Consider the following 25649-nt stretch of genomic DNA (forward strand, 5'->3'; position numbering starts at 1 on the left):
ATGACGTCTCGTGTGCTGTATCTCTTCGGGTCTGCTGCTCCTCCGGTCTTCGACGTGGCGAAGGTGATCGAGGATGCGCAGCAGCGGGGGTTCGATGTATGTCTCGGGTTGACGCCGACTGCGGCCCGCTGGTTGGAGGAGTCCCTGGATGGGCTGGCTGCGTTGACTGGGCATCCGGTGCGCTGGGAGTACAAACGGCCGGGGGAGCCGGATGCGTGGCCGAAGGCGGACGTGATCGCGTTCGCGCCCGCCACCTTCAATTCGATCAACTCGTGGGCTCTCGGGCTGACGCACGACTTCGTGATCGGAGTAGTCGCCGAGGGCATCGGCAAGGGCATTCCACTGGTGGCAATGCCATGCGTGAACGCCGCCTACGTTCAGCACCGGCAGTTCGAGCGGTCAGTTGTTGCCCTGCGCGAGATGGGCGTAGAGGTGCTGTACGGAGAGGACGGGTTCGCGCCGAATCAGCCGGGCCAAGGGCGCCCGGACGAATATCCGTGGCCTCTGGTTCTTGACGCAGCGGAGCAGATCGTCGGCCCTCGGGCCTAGGCTGGCATCACGCCCCCGCGCGACCGCGCCAGGCGCGCTCGGTCATCCAGATGGTGAGGTCGCGCGCGATGCGGCCGACATCGGTGGACACACGTCAGGAGACCCGCGGCAGCGCCAGCCACTCCCCCCACGTGATGTCCCGCCCCACAGAGCGCGGCTGCTTGAAGGGCCACTCCGCGGCCAGCCACTGCGGCACCAGCGCGTCGAGCGCTCGCTCCGTCTCGCTGTCGACCAGGGCGTCCACCACCCACCAGGAGATCTCTGCGTCGGCGCCGGTGCGCTCGGGTGGGTCGATGTAGACGCAGCCGAGGAGTGCCGTCTCCTGTTCGTCCAGGAGCGCGTAGTTGAACGACTGGTGGGCGGCGATCTCGCGCTCGTGGCGCAGGAGGTCGATGCGGTCCTCGTCGTACGTCATCGACTCCTGGGGCCAGTCCCAGGCCGGGCCGAAGATCTTCCAGAGGCGCTCCCGGGAGCCCATCACGGCGGGGTAGTCGATCGCCGTGTCGGCCTCGCGGATCGGGCGGAGGTGGAGTGCCGTGCCGGGTACGGGGACGTGGACGGGGTGGATGAAGTCTTCGGGCAGCCAGGTCATAGGGAGCGAGGCTACAGCTGGACGGTGTGGGGACTCTCGCCCTTTTCTCGCCGACCGCCGACCGCCGACCGCCAACCGCGGCCCGCCGCCCGCCGCCCGCCGCCCAGCTCACGGCAGCCGGGGGTTGCGTCGGCCTCACCTCGCACGACGCGCGCCCCGGCCGCCGCCCGCCCTACCCGGAGGAGCCGCCGACCGGGTAGGACGCGCCGAGCCACGCCTCGTCGATCCGCAGCCGCTTGTAGCGGGTGGTGTCGGTCGACGCCGCGTGGGTGCCGGTCACCTCGAGCCGGATGTGGCGGGCCGTCGTCGGCGGGATGTCGATGACGGCCACGCCCCGGTGGCTCGGCAAGGTGCCGGTACGCACCGGGCTGCCCCAGTGCGTGCCGTCCGCGCTCGCGTACACCCGGTAGCCCTTGATCCGCGCCGACTGCTCCGTGTCGGAGCGGGGGTAACTCACCGAGTCCTCCCGTTGGTTGAGGGACAGGTAGCGCACCCTTCGCGCCGCCGTACCCAGGTCGAAGGTCAGCGACGTGGGCGTCGTGCGGTCGCTGTCCCAGTACGTCTCGTAGTCGCCGTCGGCCGCCGCCGAGGCCGGGTGGCCGCTCGCCGCGCTGCTCGCGCTCATCGTGTAGGCGTCACGCGGGATCACGCCCTCCCGTCCCGCCGTCGTCACCTTGAAGACCGTGTCGTACGGGTCCCAGGTGCCGGGGGCGAGGTCCGTGAGCGTCAGTGTTCCGCCGGACTGGGAAAAGGGGATGCGCGCTCCCGTACGGAGGTCGGTGACCGCCGTGACCCGGTAGCCGTTGTCGCGGACCTTGAGCGTGGACGCCCCCGGCGGTGTCAGTACGTGGATGTAGTGGCGGTCGGGGTGCGTCCTGCTGACCGTCGTCACTCCGTGCGCGCCGTCGTTCCAGAAGCCGGGCTTGAGACCGCCATGCAGGTAGCCGCCGCCCTCCACCGCGCTCAAAGACTCCCAGATCCGGTCCAGGTAGCCGTCCGTGAAGTTGTTGAACGCCGCCTGTTTGGGCGGGAGTTCGCCGTTCAGCATCGCCGTCTCGGCCATCAGGGCCTTGACCGAGGAGCCCACGTTCGTCACCAGGCGGCCGAGCGTGAGTCTGCGGTCCACCTCCGGGTCGCTGCCCGTGTACCACCAGGAGCCCGTCGAGGGGAGTTTGAAGTCCGCTTCGGTCAGGCGGGGTGCCGCCGTGTAGATCGCCTGGGGGTAGTCGTAGGACGGGGTCATGCCGGTCTTCTGTTCGTTGCTGATCATGTCCATGATCGGCGTGTCTTCGTTGTTGTTGCTCAGGGTGTAGTGCGGGCGCCTCTCGTAGATCTTGCGGTAGAGGTCGTGGCCCTCCCAGTACGCGTTGTCGTTGTCGATCCAGAAGCCGCCGAGGTCGGGGTAGCGGTCCATGACCTCGAAGAAGTTGTCGTACGAGAACTCGCCGAAGCCGTCGCGGGTCGTCAAGTCGACGTCGCGGCCCTTGTGGTCCGAGTACGCCTTCGAGTCGAGCCACTCGTGGCCGCCCTCGTCGTGCCACTGCGGGTCGTCGGTCATGTAGAGGATCGTCCTGAGGCCCTTGGCCCTGGCCGCCGCGATGAGTTCACCGAGGAAGTCGCGGCGCGTCGAGCAGCTGCCGGGGATGGCGGACGGCCAGGGACGCGCGTAGCCGAGGCGGCTGTGGAAGGTGGCGAGGACCAGGTACTGGGTGTGCAGCTTCTGCGCCTCCTTCACCCAGTGGTCGGGGGTCCAGCCGCCCGCCGTGACGTCGTTCTCCCAGTCGCGGCAGTCGGTGTGGGCGGGTGCGGTGCGCTCGCCCCAGTGGAGGAAGAGGCCGCCGACGGAGGAGCGCAGGAAGTCCTGGCGCGGGTGGTGGACGTCGGCGCGGGCCGCCGGGCCCGGCAGCGCCGACACTCCGAGGAGGAGTGCCAGCGCGGCCAGGACCGGCAGGAGACGGCGCCGTACGCCCGTGGCAGGCGTCATCAGTGCCATGGCGGGCCGCCCCTACCCGAGCGAGACCTTGAAGATCTTGTCCGAGCCGTCCGGCTCGCCGCCGTTGTTGTCGGCGTTCGTCGTGGACAGCCAGAGCTCCTTCGCCCCGCCCGGCACGGCGGTCACCGCGCGCAGCCGCCCGTAGTCACCCACGTAGAACGCCTTCGCCGTGCCGACGTCCTCGTTGTCGGCGTTGATGGGGATGCGCCAGAGGCGTTCACCCCTGAGGGCCGCCATGTAGATCGCGCCGTCCACGACGGCGACGCCGCTCGGGGACGCCTCGGCGACTCCCCACGTCTTCTTGGGGTTGGTCATCCCGGACGTGTCGCAGGTGCCCTCGCATATCGGCCAGCCGTAGTTCTTGCCCGCCTTGATGAGGTTCAGCTCGTCCTTGGAGCTGTTGCCCAACTCGGCCTCCCACAGCCGCCCTTGGGGGTCGAAGGCGATGCCCTGCGGGTTGCGGTGGCCGAGGCTGTAGACGTAGTTGCCGAAGGGGTTGCCGGGGGCGGGCTCGCCGTCCCTGGTCATGCGGAGGATCTTGCCGTTGAGGGAGTTCTTGTCCTGGGCGAGGTCGGGGGTCTGGGCCTCGCCCGTGGTGGCGTACAGGTATCCGTCGGGGCCGAAGGCGAGGCGCCCGCCGTTGTGGTACTTGTTCTTCTTGATGCCTTTGAGCAGCGCCTTGTAGTCGCTGAGCTTCGTCCCGTCGTACGTCATGCGGGCGATGCGGTTGCCCTCGGACGAGGTGTGCATGAAGTACACGTAGTGGTTGCTCGCCCAGTCCGGGTCGACGGCGACCCCCATCAACCCGCCCTCCCCGCCCGTGGTCTGGGCCTCGGGGACCGTGCCGACCTGGGTCTTGGTCCCGCCGTCCGGCGACACCTTCCACACCCGGAAGTCGTCCCGCTCGGTCACGAGGGCCGACTTCCCGTCGGGCATCCAGTACGTGCCCCAGGGGATGGTCCAGCCGGTGGAGACGGTGCTGATGTCCTTGGGCTCGCTGTCCGCCGCCGGGGGCCGCACGGGTGCGGCGGAGACGGACGGCACGTACTGGCTGACGCCGATGACGAGGGCGGCGGCCGTCCCGCAGACGACGGCGCGGCGCACCTGGGGGGTGCTGGAGTTCATCTCAACCTCCGTACTGGGCGACGATTTTGGTGAAGTCGTACGGCTGCTGCGAGACCCCGCTGCAGGAGTCCCCGTCGCCGCCGGACCCGCAGGCCCGGTCGCGGTTGACGGACCAGAAGGCGAAGCGCGCGATGTGGTGCTGCCGCGCGTAGCCGAGGATGGTCTTGAAGTCGCCGGTGGTGACGGTCTCGTCGGCCTCGTCGGTCTTGCCGTTCATGGAGGAGACGCCGATGTGCCGGAAGGCGTCGGTGTCGCTGTAGCCGTACGCGCTCTTGACCGCCGCCTTGAGGCCGTCGAGGGCGCTGACGGTGGCCTGGCCCATGGAGCCGCTGTGGCCGCCGAAGTCGAACGGCATGATCACCCAGGCGTCGTTGGCGAGCCCGGCCGCGGCGCCCCGCTTGATGAGGTCCTTGCCGGTGGCGTCGGGGCCGTTCGGCGTGGTCCCCATGGTCACGTACGTGACGATGCCCGGGTTCTTCTGCTTCACGATCTTCAGGGCGTCCACGACGCGCTGGCGGACCGTCGCGTTGGAGAACTCGGTGTCCTCGATGTCGATGTCGAACGCCTTCAACTTGTAGGCGTCGATGACCTTTTGATAGGCGCCGGCGAGCGCGGCGGCGCTCGTGCACTTCTCGCCGAGCTTGTTGCCGCTCCAGCCGCCGACGGAGACGACGATGTCGCCGCCCGCCCCGCGTATGGAGTTGATGGCCGCCTCGTCGGAGCCGCCCTTGAGGGCGCGGCTGCCGTCCCACTTCGGGTTGCAGCCGCCGTCGGACAGGATGAAGGCGAGCGTGAACCACTTGACGCCGGTGGCGGCCATGACGTCGGTGGGCTTCTGCGGGTTGCCCCAGCCCAGGTACTCGTACGGGGCGGCGTGGAGGGTGCCCGCGGCGCGCGGTGCGGAGGGCGCGGGGGACGCCTGGGCGGACGACGACTCGGTCACGAGGGTGAGCGAGGCGGCGGTGAGGAGGCCGGTGGCGGCCAGAGCAGTGGTGACTCTGCGGGGGGTGTGGGCCATGGGGGCTTTGTTCTCCTTCTCGGTGTTAGGAAGAGTTCCTAACAATGGATGGGCAGGGGTGTCCCACCTCGTGCGGTGCGGAACGGAGTTACGTGAGCTGGTAGCCGCGCAGGTCGGTGAGGAGCATGTACGTGTTCTGGAGCGAGCCCGAGGTGTCGCCGAGGGAGCGGTAGATGCCCCACTTGGGCCGCACCCGGTCGGCGAGGAAGGTGTCGACGCCGGACTTCGACTTGTCGATGACGGTCGTGGAGCCGCTCTTGAGGATCCAGCGCAGCGAGCCCGCCGAACCGTTGCCGATCTTGATCTGGAAGTCGACGTCGATCCACTTGTCCTGCAGCGGCTCCAGGTCCGTGCGACCCACCAGGACGTCGTCGGTGAACTGCTTCAGCTCGATGGTCTGCCGGCCGTCCACACGGCGCAGCGACTGCACGACGATCGGTGAACTGCCCTGGCCCGGCTGCTTCATCTGCATGATGTGCGTGAAGGTCGTCGTCGCCTTGAGCGAACTCGGTATGTACATGCGGTACGTGAGCCGCCAGGTCTGTCCCGACTGCCACTTGAGGTACGAGTCCCCGGTGCGCAGGCCCGTGACCTCCTGGCGCTGGCGGTCGGTGTGGGTGTCCCGGTCGACGGTGTGCATGGTGAAGCGGAAGTTGTCCCCGTCGGGCTTGATGTGGGGGTGCCCCGCCGGGTGCGAGTCGGCGCGGTCGTCCTCGATCGTCTCGAAGGCGCGCAGGCCGTCGGTGCGTGCGGACGGCGACCAGCGCAGCTGCCAGGACGCGGCGGGTGCACCGGCGACGGGCGCACCGGCGGCGACCCGCGCCCCGGCGGCCGCCGCCACCGTGCCGCCGAGTGCCGCTCCCAGCACGGCCCTTCGTGATGGAGTCATGCGTTCCTATCCCTTCTCTCTGAGCTGCTCGTTCATGATCAAAAAGGCGCCCAGGCCGTGGAAGTCGTTGGTCTCACGGGGGCGCGCGATGTAGAAGGCGTAGTCGCCGACGTTGGTGCCGATGGAGATGTCGGCGAGGTTCGTGCGGCCGTCGGGGCCGAGGGAGATCTCCTTCAGGACGCCCTCGTAGCCGCGCCGGGCGACCTGCGCGTAGTGCGGGTCCACATAGCCCTGCTGGGCGGCCCGGGAGAGCGCGTAGGTGAACATGCTGGAGCAGGACGTCTCGGTCCAGTTGCCGTCGCGGTCGCCCTTGTCGACGACCTGGAACCAGCGGCCGGTCGCGGGGTCCTGGTACTTCTCGACCCCGGCCGCCAACTTCCGCACCTTGTCCACGAGTTGCGCCCGTCCCGGCTGGCCCGCCGGGACCGCGTCGAGGACATTGACGGCGGCCATCGCGTACCAGCCGATGGCGCGGCACCAGTGCTCGGGGGCGAGCCCGGTGTCCCGGTCGGCCCAGGAGGCGGTGCGGGACTCGTCGTAGGCGTGCCGCAACAGCCCGTTGCCGACCTGGAGATGGCTCCCGTAGACGGTGAGCTGCTTGACGGCCTCGGAGTTCGCGTAGGCGGCGTCGCCGAACTCCTTGCCGTACTCGACGAGGAACGGATTCACCATGTAGACGCCGTCCGACCAGAGTTGATGGGCGCGGCTATCGGTGTCGGCATGCCAGAAACCGCCGTCCGCGGTACGCGGATAGCTCCTGAGCCGGTCGCGGACCTTGCGTGCGGCGACCTGGTACCGCCGCTGTCCGGTCTCGTGGTGCAGGATCACGAGGAGCCGTCCGGCCTGCATGCTGTCAAGGCTGTTGAACTTCTGGCCGATGTTCCCGGAGCCGTCCACGAAGCGGTCCACATAGCTCTTGATGTACGTCAAGTAGCGCGCCTGGTGCGTGCGTTGATAGGTGAGGTACTGGCCGTAGAGGTAGAGCCCGACGGGGTAGGACCAGCCGCCGATCGTGTCCGGTGTGAAGCGGGCGGTGGTGGAGTCGACCATGGCGGTGGACCAGTCGGTCGCGGCGCTCCGGGGCTCCCTCGCGGGGCCCGCCTCGGCCGCGGGGGCGGCGGCGAGCAGCGCGGCCATGACGACGGCGCACAGCACCGTACGTCTTCGCACGCCTCCCCTTCGCATCACGCCTCTCCTTCGCATCATGCCCCTCCTTCGCGGTAGGCGTACGCGGGGACCGGCGCCGGGTCGCGCGGGGTGCGCGCGGCGTCGACGAGGGCGCGGACCTCCGCATGGTCGGGTGAGCGACGGCAGGCGGGGTCGGTGCGCGCGGCGTCGCCGGTGAGGGCGTACGCCTGGCAGCGGCAGCCACCGAAGTCCGTGGCGCGCAGCGCGCAGCTGCGGCAGGGCTCGCGCATCCAGGACTCGCCCCGGTACCGGTTGAAGGCGTCCGACTCACGCCAGATCCAGGCGAGTTGCCGCTCCTTGACGTTGGGCGCGGCCGCTCCGAGGAGTTCGCCCGCCGCCGGGCACGGCAGCACCGTGCCGTCCGGGGCGACGGTCAGGGAGAGGGCGCCCCAGCCGCCCATGCAGGGCTTCGCGGTGCCGTCGACGTAGTCGGGCGCGACCCAGACGAGCTCCATGCGCCCGGCGAGCCGCTCCCGCCACCGCTCGACGGCGGCGCGGGCGGCGGCGACCTGGGCGCGGCTCGGCAGCAGTGCGTCCCGGTTGCGCAGCGCCCAGCCGTAGAACTGGGTGTTGGCCAGCTCGACCCGGTCCGCACCCCACGCGAGGCCCAGTTCGACGAGTCCGTCCAGGGCGTCGAGGTTGGCGCGGTGCAGCACGGCGTTGAGCCCGAGCGGAAGCCCGGCCGTGCGCACGAGCCGCGCGGCCCGCTGCTTGGCCGTGAACGCCCGTGCTCCCGCCATGAGTTGGGCTTCCTTCGGGTCGGGGTGCTGCACGGACAGCTGCACGCTGCGCAGGCCCGCGTCGACGAGCACGGCGAGCCGCTCGCGGTGCAGGCCGACGCCGCTGGTGACGAGCTGCGTGTGGATCCCGGCGCCGTCCGCGGCGGCGACGATGTCGGCGAGGTCGCGGCGGAGCAGGGGCTCACCGCCGGAGAGATGGGCCTGGACGACACCGAGGTCGGCGGCCTGCCGGAAGACGTCGCCCCACTGGGCCGACGTCAACTCACCGGTGCGGGCGACGAGTTCGGTGGGGTTGGAGCAGTAGGCGCAGCGCAGGGGGCAGCCGTGGGTGAGTTCGGCGAGCAGCGCCCACGGAGGATCGGGAACCCGGGTCACCGGAGCCACCCCTCCCCCCGTAACTTGTGCAGGAACACGGGGACTTCAGCGGCGACGGGCGCGTCCGGGTGGCGCTGCGCGAGCTCCGCCACGATGGCGTCGACGTCCCGCTCGCCGTCGCAGAGCCCCAGCACCTGCCCGGCGGCCCCGCGCAGCACGACGACCCGCTCGGGCAGGACGAGGAGGTCGACGTCGCGCACCCGGTCATGGCGCAGGGTGACTGAGCGGACGAGGGCGGGACGCCAGGGGGCCCGTATCCGAGAGGCATGCGCAGGGATGTCCGTCATGCCGCTCCCTCCCCCCGGTCGACGGCGTCGAGCAGCGACCACAGCACGTCGCACTTGAAGGCGAGTGCGGCGACGGCCCGCTCCTGCTGCTCGCGGGTGCGCGCCCACTCCAGGACGAGCGCGAGCGCCTCCTGCCCGTCACGGCCCCCCTGTCCCACGCGCGTACGGAAGTAGGCGAGCCCGTCGGCGTCGATCCACGGGTAGTGGCGTTCGAAGGCGGCGATCCGGGTGCGCATCAGGTCGGGCGCGGACAGCTCGGTGAGGGAGGCGGCGACGGCGTCGAGGGCGGGCCGCAGCCGGCAGAAGTTGACGTAGCCGTCGACGGCGAGCCGCACGCCCGGCAACATCCTTGTGGTGTCGGTGAGTTGCTCACGCGACAGCCCCGCCGCCTCGCCGAGCCGCAGCCACCGCTCGATGCCGCCGTCACCGTCCTTCTCGCCGTCGTGGTCCTGGATGCGGCGCAGCCAGCCGCGCCGGAGCGCCGGGTCGTCGAACTTGGCGAGGATCAGGGCGTCCTTGACGGGGATGTGCCGCTGGTAGTGGAAGCGGTTGGCGATCCAGCGCCGCACCTCCGCGCGCGTCAGGGTGCCTTCGTGCATGCGTACGTTGAAGGGGTGCCGGTCGTGGTAGCGCTCGGCCGCGACGGCGCGCAGGCGTGCGGTGAGCTCGTCCGGGGTCCAGGGAGCGGGATGCTCGGGGGGCTCGGGGCGCTGGGGGTGCTCGGGGTGTTGGGGGTACTCGGGGTGCTGGGCAGGGGCGGCCGTCACAGCTCGATCACCATCCGGTCGGCGGCGGCCTCGAGCCCCCACTCGGCGAGCTGCTTGTGCTGCTCGGCGTGCGGGTCCCCGAGGGGGTTGGTGTTGTTCAGGTGGGTGTAGAGGACCCGGCCGGGGAGGCGGGCGAGGCGGTGGGCGGTGCCGCCGGGGCCACTGATGGGGAGGTGTCCCATGGCGGTGGCGGTGCGCGTGGTGAACCCGGCCCGTACGGGTTCGTCGTCGTCCCAGAAGGTCCCGTCGACGAAGACGAGGTCGGCCTCGCGCGCGGCCTGTTCGAAGGCGTCGGTCCAGACGGCGAGGGCGGGGGCGTAGAGGACGGTGGCGTTGGTGCCGGGGTCGTGGAGGCGCAGGGCGACGGACCAGGTGGGGGTGTCGGGGCCGCCCTGGCCGGCGGCGTAGCGGGGCCGTTTGGCCGAAACAGGCAGCGCGGAGACGCGAATCCCCGAACCTCCTTCCAGGACAAGCGGGTTGACCCCCTCCGCACCCTCCTCACTCTCCGCGCCCTCCGAGCCCTCCGCGCCCTCCGTCCCCGTCCCGTCCGGCAGTTCACGCCACCGGACAGCGGTGTACGGGCCGAGCACGGCGTCGAGGCGCAGCCCGTCGCGCACCGCGCCGCGCACGGGCGCCGTGGCGAGGATCTCCACCCCGTCGCGGGCCTCGCGCAGCCGGGCGATGCCGAGGGTGTGGTCGAGTTCGGCGTCGGTGAGGACGACACCGGCGAGCGGGGTCCTGCGGGGTTCCGGCCCCGGGTGGAGGGCGGGACAGTCCTCGATCTGGGCGCCGAGGTCGGGGGTGGCGTTGACCACGTACCAGTGGCGCTCGCCCGCGCGGACGGCGAGCGAGGCGTGCAGACGGCGGCGCTCCGGGTGGGCGCGTGCCCCGGTGCACCCGGGGCACGCGCAGTTCCACTGGGGCAGTCCGCCGCCCGCCGCGGTGCCGAGCACCTGCAGCAGCATGGCGGTGGGTTTACCGGTCGGCGAGACGGTAAGCCGTGACCTCTAGGGCGGTGTCGACGACCACGTACTCGGGGGTCTCCCACGAGAGGGGGGCCGCGGGGGCGGGGGCCGTGCCGTCCTGGGGGACGCTCTCGTGCTCGGTCATGTGCGTGCCTGCCTTCCTGACGGGGGGTGGGGGTTCAGGAGGGTGTGCGCAGAAGTCGCGCAGCGTTCACATGAGTGACTTGGATTCACTCACGTGCAATAGGGTCGCGGCATGACGGGACGCGGTCAATGGTGCAGACCGTTCTGAAGCCGTGCGCGTCGCGAAACCGCCCCAGGAATGCGACAGCACGCGCGAATCCGCCCCCAGGAATGCGACAGCACAACTGATCGTTGACCATAGGAGTACCAATCCTGCCTTCGTTGGCAGCAACCGACTTAAGGATCGAGAGCTCGTGAGCAAGGTCCCCCCGATCACTCTGAACAACGGCGTCGAGATGCCCCAGCTCGGCTTCGGCGTCTGGCAGGTGCCGGACGACGAGGCGGAGAAGGCCGTCGGCACCGCGATTGAGGCCGGGTACCGCAGCATCGACACCGCGGCCATCTACGGCAACGAAGAGGGCACCGGCAAGGCGATCGCCGCGTCCGGCGTCCCCCGCGAGGAGCTCTTCATCACGACGAAGCTCTGGAACGCGGACCAGGGCCACGACGCCACGCTGCGCGCCTTCGACGCGTCCCTGGAGAAGCTCGGCCTCGACTACGTGGACCTGTACCTGATCCACTGGCCGCTGCCCTCCAAGGGCCTGTACGTGGACACGTACAAGGCGTTCGAGAAGATCCAGGCCGAGGGGCGCGCCAAGTCCATCGGCGTCTCGAACTTCCTCCCCGAGCACCTGGAGCGGCTCCTCGCCGAGACGTCGGTGATCCCCGCCGTCAACCAGATCGAGCTGCACCCGCACCTGCAGCAGCGCGCGTCCCGCGAGGTCCACGCGGAGCAGGGCATCACCACGGAGGCGTGGTCGCCGCTGGGCCAGGGCAAGGGCCTCCTGGAGGTCCCCGCGATCATCGCCATCGCGCAGAAGCACGGGCGCACCCCCGCGCAGGTCGTGCTGCGCTGGCACGTCCAGCTGGGCAACGTCGTCATCCCGAAGTCCGTGACGCCCTCGCGGATCAAGGAGAACATCGATGTGTTCGGCTTCGAGCTGGATGTCGAGGACATGGCGGCGATCAGTGCGCTGAACGAGGACCGGAGGCTGGGGCCGGACCCGGCCACGTTCGACGTGGTCTGAGGCTTCCCTTCTCTCTGACGTGACCTGGCCCGGCCGCTCGCCGGACCAGGTCACGCCGTCAGGCCGTCCAACTTCTCCTGGACGGCGCGGGTTTCGGGGGCGTTGGGGCCCAGGCGGGAGGAGTGGGCCTCGTGGACCCGCACGTACTCCCGGGCGGCTGCGGCCGAGTCGCCGGACTTCATGTGGCAGTCGCCGAGCCGCTCCCGGGCGCGCACGGTGTCCGGGTGGTCGTCGCCGCGCTCCTGGTGCCACAGCTCCACCACCACCTCGTACTTGCGAGCGGCCTCGCTGAAGCGTCCTGCCATTTCGTACGCGTCCGCCGTCAACTCCACGGAGCGGGCGAGCTCTTCGGGTGAGCCGGACACCATCAGCCGGTGGGCCTCCAATCGCTCGCACAGGCCCATCGCCGCGCTCAGCATCCGGGCCGCCAGGTATGCCCGCGCCAGCCCCTCTCCGGACCGGAGGGTGTCCGGGTGCACGTCTCCTTGCTGTCTCCTTCTGTCGGTGTACGCGGATTCGCAGAGCGGGACCGCGCCGCCCGGGTCCCCCAGGGCCAGATAGGCATCCGCCAGGTACTCGCGCGTGCGGACGGTCCGCAGATCCAAGGTGCCGAGGACCCGCTCCCGGTTGACCAGCGTCAGATGAAACTGCTGGATGGCCTCGGCCCACTCCCCGCGCGCCAGGTGTGCGCGGGCCAGGCCCTCGCGCGCGTCCAGGGTCTCCGGGTGCTCTCGGCCGCGGGTCCTGATCCTGGCGTCCAGCACATCCTTGTACGTCGCGACAGCCCAATGGCCGTTGCCCGTGAGCAGATACCACTCCGCCATGGCCACCCTGATGTCCACCGTCAGCGCATGGTCCTCGCCCAGGACCTCACGGCAGACCGGCAGCAGCAGCTCCGCCTCCCTCATCGCCCGCTCGGTGTCGCCCGCGGCATGGCAGGTCCGGGCGAAGTCGAACCAGATGACGAGTGTTTCCTTCTGCTCGGGGCCCAGGGCCATCCTCGCCTCGTACAGCAGCCCCTCGCACTGCTCCACGGACAGCTGTCCCTCGGCGGACCCCGCGCCGTCTTCCACGGCGTGGAGTTCCACGGTGCGCCGGTCCTCGGGCGGCAGCTCCTCGACGGCGCGCAGGATCCCCAGGAACCGGGCGTCTGCCTCCGCCTGGAGTCTGCGCCTGCGCTCGCGCGTGAGCCGTCGGCGTCGCGACGGCGGCCGCACGACCTCTGCGAGCATGGCTCCCAGCTCGGGGTGGTCCGCACCGAGCACCGGCCCCAAGGGCGCCAGCGCGTTCCTGTACACCTCGTACGACGCCTCGATCTTGTCCGCCGCCCCATAAGCCCTGGCGAGGGCCCCCGCCGTCAGCAGATAGGCCGGATCCTCCGGTTCGAGTATCCGACCGGCACACTCCAGCGCCCGCAGCAGCCAGGAAACGGCCTGCTCCGGGGCGCCGGACTGCAGGGCGCGCGCCGAGGCCGCCACCAGCAGTTCCGCGAAGGCCAGGCTGCCGTGGTCCGGCCGGACGAGGTCGGCCAACGCCTCGATGTGGGGCCGCATCCCCAGCCAATCGGCGATGGTGACCTCGTTCTCGGGAAGCGGATCCAGAGACCCCTCCGGCAGCCCTCGGTGCAGGCAGAGAACGGCCGCGTCCCGCGCCTCCGCGACGGCCCGCACGCTCCGGGCCGGATCGTCCGGGTCCGGCACCCGCGCCGCCGCGCGCACCTGGTCGTGCACCCGCACCGTCTCCCGGCCCTCGACCCCCTCCACCTCGACGAGCTTGACGTGCGCCAGGCCGCGCAGGGCGCGCTCCCGCTTCGGGGTGGACTCCACAAGGGCCAGCAGGCGCAGCGGCACGGGCTCGGTCCCGTACCAGGCCAGGATGAGCAGGATCCGGGTGGCCAGGCGGTTGTCGACGGCCTGGAGGGCGAGCTCGACGAACCTCCGCGCATCCGTCGGGGACCCGTCCGGGCCCGGATCGCGTACCAGATCGGCGCTCATGCGGGCGAGTTGGGCGCGGTACTCGATGACGGTGGTGTCGGTCTGCCGGAGGTAGGCGGCCGCCATGGAGACGGTCAGCGGGAGGCGGCCGAGGTCCTCGCAGAGCTCTTCGACGCCGTCGGCAGCCTCCGCGAAGCCGGAGCGCTCATTGAACAGCTCGACGGCTGCGGGGAGTTCGAGTGGTCCGACCTCCACCGTCGTGTCCTGCGGGCACCATTCGCCACTGAGCCGCCCCAGGACCAGGAAGCTGCCGCGCGGCCCGGCCCGGGTCAGCAGGGTGCGGAGGTCCGCCGTGGCTGCCCCGCTGTCGACGACCACCAGACAGTGGTGCGCCTGCAGCCACCCCAGGGCCCACTCCCGCAGCAGCTCGGTCGGCATGGCAGCCAACGGCTTGACGTCCTGCGGCAGTTCGGGGTGGACCGCGACGGCCAGCGCGGCGAGGCCCTCGTCGAGGGAGTCTGCGGTGTCCCCGTCGATCCACCACACCCCCTCGTACACGTCCTCCTCCTCGATCTCCCGCACCCACTCCGCGGCCAGGGCTGTCTTGCCCACACCACCGAGTCCGGTGACGGCGACGACGGAGGGCTCGTGCACAGCGGCGCGGATGAACGCCTCGTCCAAGAGGGCGAGTTCACGCTCACGTCCCACGATGCTGTGCGGCGGCGGAGTGTTCGAGAGGACGGAGGGACAGGGGGTGAGGGCGGGCTGCTGGAGGAGCGCCAACGGCCGCGTATCCACCTCCGTTTCCCCGGCCTCCGCCTCCACCCCACTGCCGATGTCTTCCGCCTCCACCTCCACCCCACTGCCGATGTCTTCCGCCTCCGCCTCCACCACACCCGCCCTCGGCCCCGCCCCCGTCCCCACACCCGACGGCGCCTCCACCAACCTCCGCTCCGCCACCGCCACAGCCGTGTTCCGCAGCAGCCCCAACGCCTCCTCGCTCACCAGCGCGAACGGCTCCCCCGCCGCCCCGAGCCCCCGGCTGCCCGTCCCCTCCTCCACCGGCACGACCGCGCGGAACGTCTCACTGCGCGCCCCCGTCCGCGCGGCGATGCCCTCGCCGATCCGGCTGAGGAGCTCGGCGGCGGCGAGCGACTCGGGGCGGGGCAGCGTCTCCAGCAACGCCGCCCTCGCGCCCGGCACGAACTCGTACAACTCCCGCTCCCCGGCAACCGGTTCGAGGAGCCCGCTGAGCAGCACCTCGGCCAGGTCGCTCGGTGGCGAGTCGACGGTGACGTGCTGCTGGATGAGCCGCATGACGGGGAGCGCGGGGACCGAGAGGGCGATGTGGGCGGCGAGGTCGGCGGCGGTGGGGGACGCCGCGGAGAGGAAGCGCAGCAGCCGCTCCTCCAGGGGCAAGTCCCCCTCCACGAGGGATGGTTGGCCATCGCGCCGCCGCGCCTCGCGCGCCACCTCCCGCGCACTCACGTACGTGACCGCCGTGTCCCGCCGCCGGTCCCCCGTCGCCATCACGAGCCCCGCCCAGTCGGCCAGCCACTCCGGAGACAGCTCCAGTACGGGTACGGGAAGCGTGCCCGGCTCCCTCTTCGTGCGGCCGTCGTGCGGGGTGAACCGGAGGGCCGTGTTGGGCGCGCCCGCACGCGAGGCGATGGCCCGGCCGGGCACGGCGGGCGCCGCGGTACGGCGCCACAGGCGTTCGGGCAGCGGCTGCAGGATGGCGGTCGGTCCACTGCGCGCCCACCGGTGCAGGACCGGCCCCACCCGCCCGGCCCACCAGTGCGGCCCGGAACAGTCGCTGAGGACGAGGACGAGGTCCCGTCCGGTGGGGTCGACGAGGGCAGCCGGCTCCCTGGCCGGGCCGGTCGGGGACGGGCGGACGGCCAGTCCCGGCCCCAGGTCCGCCAGGTACCACACCCGCACGTCCCGGAACGCCCCCGTCCGCCGCATCGCCTCCCTCAACTCCCTTACCAGCGGCCGCCATACGCCCATCGCGGGGCCGGTGTCGACGACGAGGGAGAGGGTGAGGAGGCGGTCCGTGGTGGGGACCATGACCGGGGTCCAGGGGCGCCTGCCGGGGCGGCGGGCGGCGCGGGACGCCGTGGCGTCCTCGTCCAGGCGGCGGCGCCTGCGGTCGGGGACGCGCTGCTTGAGCGGGCGCAGGGCCCGCTGGATCGCGAGTTCGTGGCGGAGCGCGCGCGGCGCGGGCACCAGCAGCTCGTCGGCGTCCGAGCCGGACGGGCCCGCCCCGCGCGGCAGGTGCAGGAGGCGGCCGCCGGCGACGGTCCCCTCCTCGGCGGCGTCGTCCTGCGGCGCGCCCTCCTCAGCGTCCGCGTCCGGATCGTCGTCCGCTCCGTCCCCGCGGTCGTCGTCCTCGAAGGCCGGGTCCATGACCGCCCAGGGGTCCGACCAGCGGCCCGCCGCGTACTGCCCTCCGGGCCGTCCGCCGTCCTCGCCCGGCTCGCACTCCTCCTCCACGCCCGGCAGCCGCTCCGCGAGCCACAGCATCTCCGCGAGCTCCAGCGGCGTGACCGGCGGGCCCAGCGCTTCGAGGGCGTCGCGGAGGCGCTCGACGGTCATCGCGGGGCGCCGCCGTCGTCGTCGGGCCCGGCCGTGTCGCTGCTCAGATACGGCATGACCTGGTCCGCCAGTTCGGCGACCGTCTCGGGGGATTCGCTGAACGACGCGTGGTGGCACATGTAGATCGCGTTGAGGAGCTGGTCGTTGGCGAGCAGCCCCTTGCTGCGGCGCGCGAAGAAGCGCTCGATGATGTCCCGTGCCCCGTCGGGGAGTTCACCCTCGGTGCCCGCGCCGTGGTCCGCGCCCACCACACCCCCGAGGTGCTCCCGCACGATCGCCGTCAGCTCCTCGACGCTCGCGGGCTGCTTCAGGTCCACCGTCACGCAGCGCCGCAGGAACGCGGGCGGGAACTCGCGTTCGCCGTTGCTGGTCATCACGACCAGCGGGAAGGCGCGGCAGGTGACCGTGCCGTCGCGGATCTCCACCCGGTCGGTGGTGCTGTCTGCCGTCATGACCCTGGCCGTCGGCTCCGCGCGGCGGGCCAGCTCGACGAGTTCGTAGGAGCCCTTCTCGAAGATGGTGAGGAGGTCGTTGGGGAGGTCGATGTCGCTCTTGTCGATCTCGTCGACGAGCAGGACGCGCGGACGCTCGTACGGGAGCAGGGCGGTGCCGAGGGGGCCGAGGCGGAGGTAGTCACCGATGTCGTCGGGCCCTGCGGCGCCCCTCGGCCCGTCCTCGCGGGCGCGCTCGGCCGCGTACAGCCTGGTCAGCGGGTCGTATTCGTAGAGCCCGTCCCGCAGCGCGACGCGGCTGGTGATGGGCCAGTGCAGCACCTTGCCGAGGCCGAGTTCATGGGCGACGGCGTAGGCGAGGGACGACTTGCCGGTGCCCGGGGCGCCGGTGACGAGGAGGGGCCTGCGCAGGTAGAGCGCGGCGTTGACCTGGCGGACGGCGTCGCGGCTCGGGCGGTAGCTGGCCGCGGCGTGCCGGTTGCCGGAGTCGCCGGGCGGGACGGGCAGGGGCGGGCCGCCCGTGAAGGTGCGCCACGGCGGCGGGGCGGGCAGCCGCTCGATCCCGTCGTGCGGGACGCGCGCCCCGGTGTAGAGCTGCCAGTCGGCCGACGCGGCGGTCTCGTCAGGCGCCATCTCTCGAACTCCCCATCTCACGAACTACCCATCACCACGAACTCACCATCGCCACGAACTCCCCATCGTCACGAACTCCCCATCGCCAGCGGTGGATCGGGCTTGCGCTCCGGGTCGTCCCAGAACAGGGTGAGCCGGTGCCCGCAGTGGTCGGCGCTCCCCTTGTGCGGGGAACGCGCCTCCTTGCGGAGCTTCATGACCTCGGTCGGCAGCAGGTCGGGGGCCACGGCACCGACGGCCGCGACGAGAACGTCCAGGTACGCCTCGGCGGCACAGCGCACGTGCCCCTCGCCGCCGTCCGCCCCGCAGTCGCGCCGCCGCCACAGCATGATGGGCACGCCCGTGTCGAGCGCGGCCGACAGCCAGTCCGGCCGGGGCGTCGCGGCATACGCGAGCGCGCACAGGTCGTCGTCGGCGTCGAGCCAGTCGTAGAACTCCGCGTAGTCGTACGGGCTTCCGCAGCGCACCGGCTGCGGCCGGGTCTCGCGCCGGGCACGCACGGTCTCCCAGCGCTTGCGGGTGAGACGGGCCGCCGTCACCGGCTTGAGCCGCTCGACGTGGCGGACGACGACGGGCACGGAGCGCAGGGGGCGGGGCCTGGCCGCGCCGGGCTCGTGGATGCTCCAGTCCTCGAAGGGCTGGTTCATGAGCCCTTCCGGGACGACGAACTCCAGCATCCAGTCCAGGTCGTGGACCTTCGCGACCTGCTCGGCGAGGAGCGCCTCGACCTTGGCGGGGACCTGGGCGCGGCGCACCCGCTCGGGTCCGGCGCCGCCGACCCGGACGCCGTCGACGACGGTGGAGACGGTGAGTTCGAGGCTCGCGCCACGGGTGAGGGGTTCGAGCCGCACGATGACGGAGCCGGTGGACCGGGCGGCGGCACCGACCTCGGCGCGCCCCCGCTCGGCGTACCCGACGAGCCAGCACCGCATCCACTGCTCCACGTCTTCCCGTGCGGGCGTGGGGAGTTGGGGGACGAGGACCCGCAGCAGCCGTTCCAGCCGGTCCTCGCCGCCGGGCATCTGCTCGCCCACGTACCGGATGGCGTCCCATACGGAGGCGAAGGCGGGCAGCGTGCGCCGGAAGGCGGGGAACGCCTTCCGGACGATGACCTCGAGCCCGATCCGCGGTTCGGCTCCCGCGCACCGCATGCGCAGTTCGCGGCGCGGCTCGGTGGCGAGCCAGTCGAGGTCCAGCAGGTCGTCGAGCTCTTCCCAGTGCCGCCGCATGGAGGCGAGGGGCAGCATCCGCCCCGTGTACCCTCCCTGTTCGCCGCCGAGCACGGCGTCGGTGACGATCCCCACGACGCGCTCGCTGGTCGGGTCGTACACGGCGGCTCCGCTGAACCCCTCGTCCAGGCGCCGCAGATGGGCCTGGGCGACCTCGACCTCCAGCCACTCCGCGCGCAGCAGGCGGTCACCGCTGGTGCGGAGGGTGACGTGCGTGCCGTCCTGCTCATGCCCGAGCGGATAGCCGAGAGCCCTCAACTCATAGGTGAGCGCGCCGTTCTGAGGTACGAGGGCGTCGAGCGGGGCGAAGACGCAGGCGCGCTCGCAGTCCAGCGGTGTGTCGAGTTCAAGAACCGCGATGTCCCCGAGGTCGTCGAGCCGCTCCCACCCCGTGCCGCAGTCGCGCACGGTGGCGGTCAGGTCGCCGACCACTCCGGGGAGCGCCACGACCACCTTGCTGAGGCCGTGGACGACATGGGCGCACGTGACGATGCGCCGGTCGTCGACCAGCACCCCGGCCCCCACCGGCCGGCCCCCGTCCGTGGCGATCCGCGCACGCCAGTGCATGTCCCCCATTATTCGCCTCTGTGTCCGCCCCTACTCGCCCTGCGCACCGCCCTGTTGCCCCTGCACGGGCACCCCGGACGCGCCCTCTCCACCATCCCCCTGCGACCGCGTCCACGACAGCTTCACGGTCAGATGCCCCTCGGCGGAGGTCTTCGCGATGACGGCCCCGGCCGCAGCGTTCAGCTTCACACCGAATTCGAGCTCGATCTCGTCGGGGTTGAGCACGGTGGTCCGAAACGCCCGCAACGCCGCCTCCGCGGCCCCGCGCACACTGTCCAGGGCGTCCTCGAACCGCCCCTGCACATCGTGGATCTCCCCATCGGGGTGCCGTCGCGACACGGACCGGAATCCGGGGTCCCGAGTGTCCACCTCGACGACGACGGGACCGTCGTCGGACTCCCAGCGCATCAGCTCGCTCATGTAGGAACGTTAACGTCAACAGGGGTCCCGTTAGGGGGCGTTGGGAATTACCGCTCGCGATACGTCGCCATGGCCCGCTCGTAGACCCGGTTCACGGCGTCGCGGCGCGACTCGGGGCCCGTCACCAGGATGAGGTGGTAGCGGCCCTTGGAGAGGATGGCGAGGTTGCGGACGTAGACCTCCCGGCCGGTCTCCTCCTGCCAGGTGTAGCGGCCTTCCGCCATGGTCAGACCGCGCGTTTCGATCTGCCGGAGGCCGGTGACCGAGGACCACGACGAATCCCGGAACGGTTTCAGTTCCGGCTCCCCCTCGTTCAGGTACTTGATCGGTTCCTTCCCGAACCGGTCGGCGGAATCCCTGCCCGGCACGACGGTGAGCCGATAGTCGCCGCCGGTGAACAGGTACTGGCCCTTGCTGTTCCTGTCGTGCCGCTCCCACCGGTCCGGCACTTCGACGCCGAACGAGCTCTCCTCGACGAACCGGTACCCCTTCGCCGCCGCCCTCTCCTTGGCCTTGCCCTGCGAGGGCCGGGGCGAGTGCGGGGCAGGGGACGCGTGAGCGGACGACGGTTTCTCCGACGCGCCCTCGGGGGACGACCCGTCGCCGTCCGTGAGCTGCCGGACGGTCAGGGCGGCGACGGCGACCAGCACGGCCGCGACGACGGCGTAGGGGACGACACGGCGCCGCTCGCGTGCCGGGCGCCGCGGTCGCGGCCGGGCCCCCGCCCCCTGCGCCGTCCGGAGCACGGCCGGGGCCGGTGTCGGTGTCGGGGCCGGTGTCGGGGCCGGGGCCGGTGTCGGGGCCGGTGGCTCCGCCACCCTCCGCAGCACGTCCACGACCGCCTCCGCCGACGGCCGCTCCTCGGGCACCTTGGCCAGCAACTCCCGTACGAGTACGCCCAGTTCACGCCCCTTCCCGACCGGCACGCTCGCAGCGGTGAGCACCGCAGCGACCGTCCCCTCCAGCGTCTCCCGCCGGAACGGCGACCACCCCTCCAGCATCCGGAAGAGCAGCACTCCGAGCGACCACAGATCGGACGGGGGCGCCGGACGGTGGCCGCCCATCCGTTCGGGCGCGGTGTACTCCAGGGAGCCGACGAACTCGCCGGACCGGGTCAGGGGCTCGTCGCCCTCGATGTAGGCGATGCCGAAGTCGGTGAGGACGACGCGCCCGTCGGTGCCGAGGAGCACGTTGGCGGGCTTCACGTCGCGGTGCAGCACGCCGCGCGCGTGGGCAGCGCCCAGGGCCTGGGCCACGTGCAGGCCGATGCGGGCCGTCTCGGGCTCGGGGAGCGCCCCCTCGCGGGCGAGCAGGCCGGCGAGGGACTCGCCCTCGATGCGCTCCATGACGATCCAGGGGAGCCCGCCGTCCGTGATGACGTCGTGCACGGTGACGATGGCGGGGTGGCGCACCCGTGCCGCCGCGCGGGCCTCCCGCAGGATGCGTTCGACGCGGGCCGCCTGGGTGGCGGGTTCGACCGGGAGCAGTTCGGGCAGGTGGGCCACCTTGACGGCGACGTCCCGGTCGACGAGGTCGTCGTGTCCGAGCCAGACGGAGCCCATGCCGCCCGCGCCGATGCGTTCGACGAGCCGGTAGCGGCCGCCGATCACCTTGCCCTCGGCGCCGCCGGTCCCGGCTCGTTCCCCTGTGGTCATGCGGGCATCATGCCCGTCAACAGGTGGCCCGGTAGGGCGTGTTCGGCAGATGCGTACGCCACTGGGACCTGGTGAGGCCGCCGTGGGCGTGTGCGCACGCCGCCGCGGCGGCACGCTCCGGGGCGACCGCGAGGCTGCGGGTCACCGAGCTCGGGGTCGCGACGCGGAGTGCGCCGTCGGCGAAGCCCAGGGCGAGGACGGGGCCGTCCGTCGCCGGATAGTCGGCTCCGGCCAGGCGCGGTGTGGACGTCTCCCACAGGCGGACGGAACCGTTCTCGCGGCCTGCGGCCAGGTAGCGGCCGTCGGCGGAGAAGGAGAGGACGGGCACTCCCGCTGCCCCGGTGCTGTCGGCCTGGGACCCGGGCGAGAGCACGCCGAGGACACGCGTGCCGCGCCCGTTCCACAAGGTGGTCTTGCCGTTGTGGTCGACCACCGCGAGGTAGCGCCCATCGGGGCTGAACTCGGCCGTCTCGACGATGTCTTCGCCGCGCAGCACGTGTGCCGTCCGGCCGGTTGCGAGGTCGGTGAGCACGCCGTCCCAGGTCAGCGCGGACCGGCCGTCGGGGGTGAGCGTGGCCTGGATTCCCGCCGTCGCGCGACGCAGGACGCGGTGGCGGGTGTGTGCGTCGACCCGCCAGGTGTCGATGCGGCGGTCGTCGTTGTCGTGGCTGCCGACGGGGCCGCCCGTCGTCACGAGCGGTGCGCCGGCGCCGGGGATCACCAGGCCGTCGACCCGGGACGGCACGGTCTGCCGCAGCGTGGCCGCGCGCCGCCGCAGGTCCCAGGCCCGCAGGGTCGTCCCGTCCTCCCTGTACTGCGCGTAGGCGACCGTACGACCGTCCGGCGAGAACGCCATCGGTTCGCTGCAGTCCGCGCAGGTGCGGCCCGGAAGCACGGCCGTGGCCCGGCCGTCGCGGGTGCGCCGGACCTTGAAGTCCCCCTTGCCCCCGTGGGGTTCGACGGTGGCCACCGTGCGGCCGTCCGGGCTGAACCGCGCCGCCTGCAGGGGCTTCGGCAGGCCATGGGCGGCCGCCGACAGCTCCGCGCTCACGTCGACGGTCCGTACGACCTCGGGCCCCGCCAAGTGGCGGACCACGCCGTCCGCCGCGTCGAGCCGCACCTCCCCCGCGCCCGCGTCCTCGCGGGCATGGCGCAGCAGCGGGGCGTCCGGACGCGCGGTGCGCCAGAGTGCGAACTCGTCCCTGCCGAGCGTCACGGCGAAGGCGCCGTCCGCGCTGAACGCCACCTCCGGTTCCTCCGTGCCCGGCACCCTGATCCTCGGGCGCTCGCGTCCGGACCGTACGTCCCAGGTGCGGATCGAGCCGTCCGCGGGGACGACAAGCGCCCGGCCGTCCGGCGTGAAGGACACGTCCTGGGCGGTGCACGCCCGCGCGTCGAGCGCGCGCGGCCAGGTCCTGCGGAGCGCGCGTCCCGTCCTGATGTCCGTGACGGTCAGTCCGCCGTCGTCGTCGAGGCAGGTCGCCAGGAGCCGGTCGTCGGGGCTGACCGCGGGGGCCGGGCTGCTGCTGGAGCGTGCGTCCTCGGCCTTCGCGAGGAGCCGGTGGCGGCGCACGTCCCACACCTGGACCTCGTCCCGGTCCTCGTCGACGACGACGAACGTCCGCCCGCTCGGCCCGAACTTCCCCTCCACGCTGCCCCGGTGGGACGGCCCGAAGCGCGGCCCCACCGCCCGCTTCCGCCGCAGGTCCACGACCTGGACGCCCCGCTCGCCCCAGACGGCGAGCAGCCGCCCGTCCGCACTGACCCGGGCAGGGGCGCCGTCCTCGTGGTGGGGGGCGTAGGTGCCGATGCGGCGGTGGGTGCGCATGTCCCACCGGGTGACCCGGTCCCGGTCGACCGACGTCAGGACGCGGCCGTTCGCGCTGAGGAAGCGCGTCGCGTTGGGCACCGTACCGTCGTCGAGGCCCGCGAACGCGTCCCGCTCCCGCCGGGCCCCCGCCGTCCGCACCGCCTCCCGCGTCTCGGGCAGGTCGGCGAGGCGCCAGGCCGCCACGCTCAGCCGCGCCGCCGTCACCGGGTCCGAGGTGCGCAGCGTCTGCGCCACGCCCACGATCCGGCGCGCCTCCGCCTCCGCCCGCTGCCGCTTCCCGGTGCGGTTCTGCTGCCATGCCACCGCGCCCGCGACGGCCGCGAGGCAGAGCAGCACGGCGAGGGCGGACACCAGCACCCGCGACCTGCGGGCCGCGCGGGCGGAGGCGCGTACGCCGTGGTCGTGCGCCGCGACGCTCGCCCGCAGGAACTCCCGCTCCAGCCTGCTCAGTTCGAGGCCACCATCGCCGTCGCTGTCGCTGTCGCTGTCGCTGTCGCCATCACCATCGTCTCCGGCGGCGAAGGCGTCCCGCGCCGCGGTCAGCCTGGCACCGCGGTACAGCGCCCCGGCATCCCGCCCCAACTCCCTCCAGACGTACGCCGCTTCGGTCAGTCCGCGCCGCAGCCGCAGCCGTTCGCGGTCCGCCTCGACCCAGCCGCGCAGCCGGGGCCAGGCGCTGAGCAGCGCCTCGTGGGCCAGGGCGACGGTGGTGCCGTCGGCGATGAGCAGCCGGGCGCGGACCAGCCGCTCCAGCACCTCGCTGCTCCCGCCGACCTCCCGTGCCCTGTCGGCCTCCCCGGCCTCTTCAGCCTCTCCCGCCTCTCCACTCCCGCCCGGGAGTTCGGCGCGCTCGACGGGGCGGCGGGTGTCCTGCGTGCCGTCGCCCGGCTCCACCATGCGCAGCAACAGCCTGCGGGCTGCCGCCGCTTCACCCTCCGTGAAGCTCTCGAAGACCTCCTCGGCGGTGTGCGCGACGGCCCCGCGGACACCGCCGATCGCCTCGTACGCGGCCTCGGTCAGCGTCTTGCCGCTGCGCCGCCGCCACACTTCGCGCAGGGCGTGCGCCATCAGGGGCAGTCCGCCCGGCTCGTCGGCGACGTCGGCGACGATGCGGGCGGTCAACGCCCGCTCCACGACAAGGTGTTCGGCCGTGGCGGGCCGGACGACGGCCTCCCGGAGGCGGGCGGGCGTCATCGGACCGACCAGGAGACTCGCCTCCCGCAGCGCGTCGGCGAGCGGGGCGTGCTCGGCGCAGTGGCCGTAGAAGTCGGCGCGGACGGCGAGGATCACGCGGAGGCGGCGGGCCGGTTCGCGGGCGGCAAGCAGCAGTTCGAGGAAGCGGGCGCGCTCGGCGGGGTCCCGGCAGAGCGCGAAGGTCTCCTCGAACTGGTCGACGACGAGGAGCGTGTCGCCGTCTCCGTCGGCCGGGGTGAACAGGGCGCGGTGCGTACGGGCGGGCCGGCCGCCCGGCGTGAGGATGCGGATAGCGGCGGGCCGCCCGCCCCGACCCCTCAGCCCCGCGCAACCACTCGCGTCCGCCCGGCCCTTCGCGTCCGCCCCACCTTCCAGCTCCGCGCAACCGCTCGCGTCTGCCCGGACCTTCGGCCCTGCGCGACCGTTCATGTCCGCCCGGCCTTCGCGCTCCGCGCGACCGCTCGCATCCGCCTGGCCTTCCGGCTCCACCCGGCCCTTCGCGTCCACCCGGCCTACCAGCCCCGCGCGACCGTCCGCATCCGCCCGTCCTTCCGGCCCCACGCAACCGCTCGCGCCCGCCCGCCCCTTCGCGTCCGCCCCGCCTCCCGACCCCGCGCAGCCGTCCGCATCCGCCCGCCCCTCCTCGTGCGGCCCCCGTCCCCTCACGCCCGGCTCCCGCAGCGCCGGGATGAGCCCCGCCCGCAGCAGCGACGACTTGCCGCTCCCCGACGCTCCGAGCACCACCACGAGGCGATGGCGCGCGGTGAGGTCGAGGAGTTCGTCCACGAGGTCGTCGCGGCCGTGGAAGCGGGACCGGTCGCCGGGGCCGAAGCGGGCCAGCCCCGGGTAGGGCGACTCCTCCGACTCCGTGCCCTCCGGGGTGGGTTGGGCGTGGGCGGTGACCGTCTCCTGCCACCGCCGCTCCCACTCCTCCGCGTCGCCGTCGCACGCGGCGACGTATGCGAGGAGCACGGCGAGGGAGGGGAGCCGTTCCCCGGAGGCCGCGGCGGACAGGGTCGGGGCCGAGTAGGGGACGCGCTGCGCCATCGACCGGTAGGTGGGAGTGCCCGCGTCCACGCGGAGCTTGCGGAGCTCGTACGCGAGGCGCTGCACGGGGCCCGCCGTCGGCTCCAGCGGCTTCTCCCTGCGCCCCACCGTGCTCCCCCTCTCCCCCTCTCCGTCCTCGCCCGCCCCTCCACCGGCGAAGATCCCATCCACGCTAACAATTGATTGACGGCCCGGAACAGGGCTGCCCATCAATCCCCGCTCGGCTGAACTCGGCCTTTCGGGCCCCGTGTCGGGCCTGGTCACCACCGATCCGTCCGTACGGGGAGCCCGCCATCACCACCGCCCTCCAGACCCAGCGCACCACCGCGC

General features: G+C 72.4%; 19 protein-coding genes. 2 read left to right on the plus strand and 17 right to left on the minus strand.

Features of this window, described 5'->3' with window-relative positions; genetic code table 11:
* Complete coding sequence (locus ACQB60_RS08435) at positions 1–549, plus strand: flavoprotein (RefSeq protein ID WP_496925198.1); 549 nt, start codon at positions 1–3, stop codon at positions 547–549.
* A 94-nt stretch (positions 550–643) separates the two neighbouring features.
* On the opposite strand, the gene ACQB60_RS08440 is transcribed toward ACQB60_RS08435, so the two are convergent.
* The 11 genes from ACQB60_RS08440 to pqqA all read right to left on the minus strand — a co-directional run bounded on the left by ACQB60_RS08440 (position 644) and on the right by pqqA (position 10633).
* Positions 644–1141, minus strand: coding sequence for a GNAT family N-acetyltransferase (locus ACQB60_RS08440; RefSeq protein WP_496925199.1), 498 nt, complete (start codon positions 1139–1141; stop codon positions 644–646).
* Positions 1142–1313: 172 nt separating this feature from the next.
* Positions 1314–3134, minus strand: coding sequence for a discoidin domain-containing protein (locus ACQB60_RS08445; RefSeq protein WP_496925200.1), 1821 nt, complete (start codon positions 3132–3134; stop codon positions 1314–1316).
* 12 nt (positions 3135–3146) lie between these two features.
* Positions 3147–4259 (minus strand): PQQ-dependent sugar dehydrogenase, encoded by a 1113-nt coding sequence (locus tag ACQB60_RS08450; protein WP_496925201.1) that lies wholly within the window; start codon positions 4257–4259, stop codon positions 3147–3149.
* Between the two features lies 1 nt (position 4260).
* Entirely contained in the window at positions 4261–5277 is a 1017-nt protein-coding gene (locus tag ACQB60_RS08455) for a chitinase (protein ID WP_496925202.1), read from the minus strand.
* 88 nt (positions 5278–5365) lie between these two features.
* Positions 5366–6166 (minus strand): heparin lyase I family protein, encoded by an 801-nt coding sequence (locus ACQB60_RS08460; RefSeq protein WP_496925203.1) that lies wholly within the window; start codon positions 6164–6166, stop codon positions 5366–5368.
* A gap of 6 nt (positions 6167–6172) precedes the next feature.
* Positions 6173–7351 (minus strand): glycoside hydrolase family 88/105 protein, encoded by a 1179-nt coding sequence (locus ACQB60_RS08465; protein ID WP_496925204.1) that lies wholly within the window; start codon positions 7349–7351, stop codon positions 6173–6175.
* A gap of 17 nt (positions 7352–7368) precedes the next feature.
* Positions 7369–8469, minus strand: a complete 1101-nt coding sequence (gene pqqE / locus ACQB60_RS08470) for a pyrroloquinoline quinone biosynthesis protein PqqE (protein ID WP_496925205.1) — start codon at positions 8467–8469, stop codon at positions 7369–7371.
* Positions 8466–8756: a pyrroloquinoline quinone biosynthesis peptide chaperone PqqD gene (gene pqqD, locus ACQB60_RS08475; RefSeq protein WP_496925206.1), complete on the minus strand. Its 291-nt coding sequence runs from the start codon at positions 8754–8756 to the stop codon at positions 8466–8468. The genes pqqE and pqqD overlap by 4 nt, the downstream gene beginning before the upstream one ends.
* Positions 8753–9409 carry a pyrroloquinoline-quinone synthase PqqC gene (gene pqqC / locus ACQB60_RS08480; RefSeq protein ID WP_496925646.1) on the minus strand — a complete coding sequence of 219 codons (657 nt, stop codon included), beginning with the start codon at positions 9407–9409 and terminating at the stop codon, positions 8753–8755. The genes pqqD and pqqC overlap by 4 nt, the downstream gene beginning before the upstream one ends.
* Before the next feature lie 110 nt (positions 9410–9519).
* Positions 9520–10488 carry a pyrroloquinoline quinone biosynthesis protein PqqB gene (pqqB, locus tag ACQB60_RS08485; protein ID WP_496925207.1) on the minus strand — a complete coding sequence of 323 codons (969 nt, stop codon included), beginning with the start codon at positions 10486–10488 and terminating at the stop codon, positions 9520–9522.
* A 10-nt stretch (positions 10489–10498) separates the two neighbouring features.
* Entirely contained in the window at positions 10499–10633 is a 135-nt protein-coding gene (pqqA, locus tag ACQB60_RS08490) for a pyrroloquinoline quinone precursor peptide PqqA (protein ID WP_496925208.1), read from the minus strand.
* A gap of 292 nt (positions 10634–10925) precedes the next feature.
* Between pqqA and ACQB60_RS08495 the strand changes: the two genes are divergently transcribed.
* Positions 10926–11759 (plus strand): aldo/keto reductase, encoded by an 834-nt coding sequence (locus ACQB60_RS08495; RefSeq protein ID WP_496925209.1) that lies wholly within the window; start codon positions 10926–10928, stop codon positions 11757–11759.
* A gap of 50 nt (positions 11760–11809) precedes the next feature.
* On the opposite strand, the gene ACQB60_RS08500 is transcribed toward ACQB60_RS08495, so the two are convergent.
* The 6 genes from ACQB60_RS08500 to ACQB60_RS08525 form a co-directional block, all read right to left on the minus strand.
* The gene (locus ACQB60_RS08500; protein WP_496925210.1) at positions 11810–16291 is read right to left on the minus strand and encodes an SAV_2336 N-terminal domain-related protein; all 4482 of its coding nucleotides are present in this window, start codon (positions 16289–16291) and stop codon (positions 11810–11812) included.
* Positions 16288–17376 carry an AAA family ATPase gene (locus tag ACQB60_RS08505; RefSeq protein ID WP_496925211.1) on the minus strand — a complete coding sequence of 363 codons (1089 nt, stop codon included), beginning with the start codon at positions 17374–17376 and terminating at the stop codon, positions 16288–16290. The genes ACQB60_RS08500 and ACQB60_RS08505 overlap by 4 nt, the downstream gene beginning before the upstream one ends.
* 68 nt (positions 17377–17444) lie before the next feature.
* Positions 17445–19172, minus strand: coding sequence for a VMAP-C domain-containing protein (locus ACQB60_RS08510; RefSeq protein ID WP_496925212.1), 1728 nt, complete (start codon positions 19170–19172; stop codon positions 17445–17447).
* A gap of 30 nt (positions 19173–19202) precedes the next feature.
* On the minus strand, positions 19203–19592 hold the full coding sequence (locus ACQB60_RS08515) for a CU044_2847 family protein (RefSeq protein WP_496925213.1): 390 nt from the start codon (positions 19590–19592) through the stop codon (positions 19203–19205).
* Between the two features lie 47 nt (positions 19593–19639).
* Positions 19640–21247 carry a serine/threonine-protein kinase gene (locus tag ACQB60_RS08520; protein ID WP_496925214.1) on the minus strand — a complete coding sequence of 536 codons (1608 nt, stop codon included), beginning with the start codon at positions 21245–21247 and terminating at the stop codon, positions 19640–19642.
* A 16-nt stretch (positions 21248–21263) separates the two neighbouring features.
* Positions 21264–25490, minus strand: coding sequence for an nSTAND1 domain-containing NTPase (locus tag ACQB60_RS08525; RefSeq protein ID WP_496925215.1), 4227 nt, complete (start codon positions 25488–25490; stop codon positions 21264–21266).
* Between the last annotated feature and the right edge of the window lie 159 nt (positions 25491–25649).

Origin of the sequence: Streptomyces odontotermitis, assembly GCF_050510915.1 — a bacterium.
GTDB lineage: Bacteria > Actinomycetota > Actinomycetes > Streptomycetales > Streptomycetaceae > Streptomyces.